The organism is Acidimicrobiia bacterium, assembly GCA_016650365.1.
Classification (GTDB): Bacteria; Actinomycetota; Acidimicrobiia; order Spongiisociales; family JAENVV01; genus JAENVV01.
Window position 1 is genome coordinate 1 of the sequence record JAENVV010000263.1, and the last position, 4,039, is coordinate 4,039.

Below are 4,039 nucleotides of genomic sequence, written 5' to 3' on the forward strand. Positions count from 1 at the left end.
CTATTGGGCACCGTGGCGTGGCTGGTAGCTCTTGGCGCGGCGAACGCTGTCGCGTTCAGCCGGATCGCCCGTCCGCAGAAAGGCTGACCGGCTGGTTCATCGACGGTTTTGTTGCCAGGTGACCTGCCATTGAGCTGCTCGCTCGTCGGGTCCCCAACTCGACTTCAGGTATTCGATTATTGATTGGATTTCGGGGTCGGAGAGCTTGTCCCCGAAAGTCGGCATTGAGGTGCCCGGTACGTCGATGCCTTCTCGAACGATCTGCACAAGGAGTGCATCGGGGTGGTGCCAGGTGTGTCCGGAGGAGTCCTGGGGAGGCGCTGGGTAGGTGCCATCTGCTTTCGGGGTCTTCCAATCGGGCTCGCCCGATAGATCTGCTTGGTGGCATGCCGCGCAGTAGGTGCGGTAGAGCGCCTCGCCTGAAGCGATCTGTTGGGGGTCAAGGTCCGGGTAAGGGGGTGCGAGGTCTTCGGGTGCGATGTAGGTGATTGCGGGCGGAGTGGTATCGCCGGTTTGGGCACCGCCACATGCGGCTACAACGACAAGTAGCAGAACCGAGGCTCGCCAGGTGCGACTGGCTGGCCGCAAGTTCATGCTCGAGTTCTGTTGACTGTGGGCAGGCTGAGAACGAACGTGGAACCTTCGCCGGGACCTGGCGACGTGACGGTGACGTCGCCATCGTGCATTCTGGCTAGTGCCCGGGCGATCGTAAGGCCGATGCCTGTTCCACCAGGGACGGATCGGTCGGCGCGGTAGAAGCGTTCGAACACGAGCGAGAGTTGGTCTTCGGATAGTCCGCTCCCGGTGTCGTTCACGGTTACCTGCACAGCACCATTTTCGGTTCCGATACTCACGGTTACGACCCCGCCAGTTGGGGTGTAGGACAGGGCGTTGCCAATTAGATTGGTCAGCACCTGGGCGATCCGGTCATGGTCGATGTTGGCCCAAACCGGCTCAGCCCCGGTGACGATCAGCTTGACGTTCTGGTCCGTGAACTGAGGACGGAGTCGATCGGCGACTTCGGCGGTTAATACCGCAACATCGGTTGATTCGAGGTGGAGGTCCACCTGCCCTTCTTCGGCCCTCGACAGGCTGGTCAAATCGCTGGCCAGTCGTTCCATGCGACGAGCTTCCCGGATGCTGGCCGTAAGCGTCTCGGGATCTGGCTCGAAAACCCCGTCAAGGAGTCCCTCCAGGTATCCCTTCAGTGTTGCGACCGGAGTGCGTAATTCGTGCGCGACCTCGGCAATGAGTCGGAGTCGTCGCTGTTCGGTGTCTTCGAGGGCTTGAGCAAGCGCGTTTACATCGGCGGCTAATGCGGCGAGTTCCGATTCGGCCGGGATCGGGACTCGCTCACTGTATGAGCCGCTGGCAAGGCGGCGGGCGACTCGTCGAACTTCAGTGAGCGGTTTTAGCATGCGACGAGCCGAAAAAGCGGCGGCCATCATCGCCGCGACGCTGCTTACGATGGCCGCCCATAGCAGGGCCTGATTGAATGCGATGTTGATCCCTTCTTCGAGGAGTGAGGAATCCGATGGCGCGAGCCCGCCCATCATGCCGCCCATTGAACGGAGATGGTTATTGACGAAAACGACGCCCAACCGCCGTCCAGCGACGAGAAGTACGGCGACCCCGATGATGACGACGCCGACGTGCGATAGCAGGAGGCGTCCCTGCAATGATCCGGTGAGTTTCTTCATGCGGTTGGGGCGACAAACTTGTAGCCGACCCCCCGAACCGTAGCGATGAAACGCGGATCGCCGGCGTCGTCTCGGAGGGCTTTACGCAGGTTGCCAATGTGTACATCGACCACGCGTTCTGCGCCGAAATAGTCCCAACCCCACACCCGTTCGAGGAGTTGCTCGCGCGTGAAGACACGCCCCGGTGCTGACGCTAGCGCTGCGAGTAGATCGAACTCGAGGGCGCTCAGGTCGACGTTTGCTTGGTCGACGCTGACCTGTCGTCCCGAAGGATCGATCGTAAGATGAAGGAACTCCAGTCGGTCCTCGTTGTCGGATCGGTCGAATCGTCCCCGCCGCAGGACGGCTCGGATTCGCGCCACCAATTCTCGGGGGCTGAAGGGTTTGGTGATGTAGTCGTCGGCACCGATCGTGAGACCTATGACTCGATCGATTTCCTCGGCCCTGGCCGTCAGCATGATGACCGGGATACTTGAGGTCTTGCGGATCTCTTGGAGAACGGCGAATCCGTCCATGCCAGGCATGCCAATGTCGAGAAGGATCATGTCAGGCACCGAGTTCTTGAGGGCGACAAGAGCCGTTTCACCGGTATCGGCGTCGGCCACGTCGAAGCCCTCGGCTTGCAGGTACCGCCGGACCATCCGCCGAAGGTCCGGTTCGTCATCGACGAGAAGGATCCGGGGCTGACTCACGTCACCCATGGTAGACCGGCGGTGTTCCTGCATCGGGGAGTCGCTCAGCGACCCTGCCGCCCCATCGTGCTGGTCGGCGTGTCGCCAGACATGTCGCGGTTCATCATGGGGTTGTAGTCACCATCCATTGCCTCATGGTTGCCGCTTCCCATCATGTTGGCCATCTGCGTGTCCATCTGTTGAGTGCTCATGGGCCGGTGGTTGCTGCCCATCACGTTGGCCATTTGGGTGTTCATTTCTTCTGTGGTCATTGCCTGGTAGGCGCTGCTTCCCATCATGGTGTTCATCTGTGAATCCATGTCCTGGTTCTGGCCGTTCGAGGTGATTGTCATCGTTTCTGACGTTGGCACCTGGGCTGACACCGGGAATGCGTTGAAAGCGCCTGCTCCGATGACCGCCGCTGTGACGGTGATGTACGCTACTTTTCTAAACATATCTCCTTGCTCCTTCGCTAACTTTGGGCTCGGCCACGGGGGTGGCTTACCCGGTGACTTCTACCGTTCCGATCATTCCTGCTTTGGCATGACCGGGAATCGAACAGAGCGCCTGGTAGGAGCCGGCGGCATCAAGGGTGAAGCCTGCCGTGGCTTGTTGGCCGGGGTTTGCGACGATCCGCACGCCAAGCTCCGGGATGGACCAATCGTGTGTGACGCTGCCGTCGTTGACGAGGACGATGTTGATCGACTCGCCGACCGTTCCGGTTATCGCAGACGGGGAGAACCCGAATTCTGTGGACGTGACGACTATCTCGCGTGCCCCATTGATCGTGCTCTGCGAATTCGGAGTGTTGTCACTCCAGCCCATGTGCCCGTATCCGGCCATATGTTGCCCGAACCGCACGGATCTTGAACCCGCCGATCCCTGGACGGCCGGCCCGAAAGCCGACACCGCCACCAGGATCAAACCAGCAAAAAGGAGATGTCGCCGTTTCATCGGCTACGAACTCAGCTGAGCTCGACGAGCTTGGTACTCGTCTTCTTCTAGTTCGCCACGAGCAAATCGTTCTTCAAGAATTGCGATCGCCCGATGCTCCTGGTTGGACTCCTCGCGGCCCCGAACCGCCCATGCGATCAGAAAAGCGACTCCAACCCAGAAGAGCAACATCCAAAAAACTCCGTATCCTCCGTAACCCCACATCATGGTGGTTCCTTTCTTTTGCTTGGTCACAGTTGACCAGAGCAAGATCAAGGAACGGCCCTCGCCACGATCAAGCTTGTGTAAAGCCGCCAGGTGCGGATCGTCGATCTGTTCGGAGCCCTTCGGGCCAGATGGGTTTGGCAGCTGTCCGGCGTGCCGCGCCTACCCGTCGTCTCCGCGGTCCGGATTCAGCGCAGCTCCATCCCACGAAAGTCTCGGTGAAATTAACGGCAGTTGTGGTGGGCCCCGAATGGTTGTCAGGGCCCACCACCACCGATCGGCTAGGGCTCCACGTTTACCGAGGCGACCATACCTGCCGCGAAGTGTCCGGGCTGGTGACACCCGAGGTAGACGGTCCCTGGTTCAGTGAAGTCCAGGTGAGAACCTTGGATTCACCTGCTGCCAGCGAGAAAACCGTTGGCCTCGTCCATCATCATCGTCATGTTCCCGGTGGCCGTCATCTCTTGCATTTCTAGCTCGTGGGTCTCTTGACCTTCTTGGTCGTCGAGC

The 4,039-nt window shown here is 60.0% G+C and carries 6 protein-coding genes; all 6 read right to left on the reverse strand.

Features of this window, described 5'->3' with window-relative positions:
• Positions 1-96: 96 nt before the first annotated feature.
• Genes JJE47_15005 through JJE47_15030 form a run of 6 tightly spaced genes read right to left on the reverse strand, consistent with a single transcriptional unit; the run spans position 97 to position 3,532 of the window.
• On the reverse strand, positions 97-594 hold the full coding sequence (locus tag JJE47_15005; GenBank protein MBK5268728.1) for a cytochrome c: 498 nt from the start codon (positions 592-594) through the stop codon (positions 97-99).
• Positions 591-1,700, reverse strand: coding sequence for a HAMP domain-containing histidine kinase (locus JJE47_15010; protein ID MBK5268729.1), 1,110 nt, complete (start codon positions 1,698-1,700; stop codon positions 591-593). The genes JJE47_15005 and JJE47_15010 overlap by 4 nt, the downstream gene beginning before the upstream one ends.
• Entirely contained in the window at positions 1,697-2,401 is a 705-nt protein-coding gene (locus JJE47_15015; protein MBK5268730.1) for a response regulator transcription factor, read from the reverse strand. The genes JJE47_15010 and JJE47_15015 overlap by 4 nt, the downstream gene beginning before the upstream one ends.
• A gap of 35 nt (positions 2,402-2,436) precedes the next feature.
• The gene (locus tag JJE47_15020; protein ID MBK5268731.1) at positions 2,437-2,826 is read right to left on the reverse strand and encodes a hypothetical protein; all 390 of its coding nucleotides are present in this window, start codon (positions 2,824-2,826) and stop codon (positions 2,437-2,439) included.
• 46 nt (positions 2,827-2,872) lie between these two features.
• Positions 2,873-3,325 carry a cupredoxin domain-containing protein gene (locus JJE47_15025; protein ID MBK5268732.1) on the reverse strand — a complete coding sequence of 151 codons (453 nt, stop codon included), beginning with the start codon at positions 3,323-3,325 and terminating at the stop codon, positions 2,873-2,875.
• Positions 3,326-3,328: 3 nt separating this feature from the next.
• Positions 3,329-3,532: an SHOCT domain-containing protein gene (locus JJE47_15030; protein ID MBK5268733.1), complete on the reverse strand. Its 204-nt coding sequence runs from the start codon at positions 3,530-3,532 to the stop codon at positions 3,329-3,331.
• Positions 3,533-4,039 lie beyond the last annotated feature (507 nt).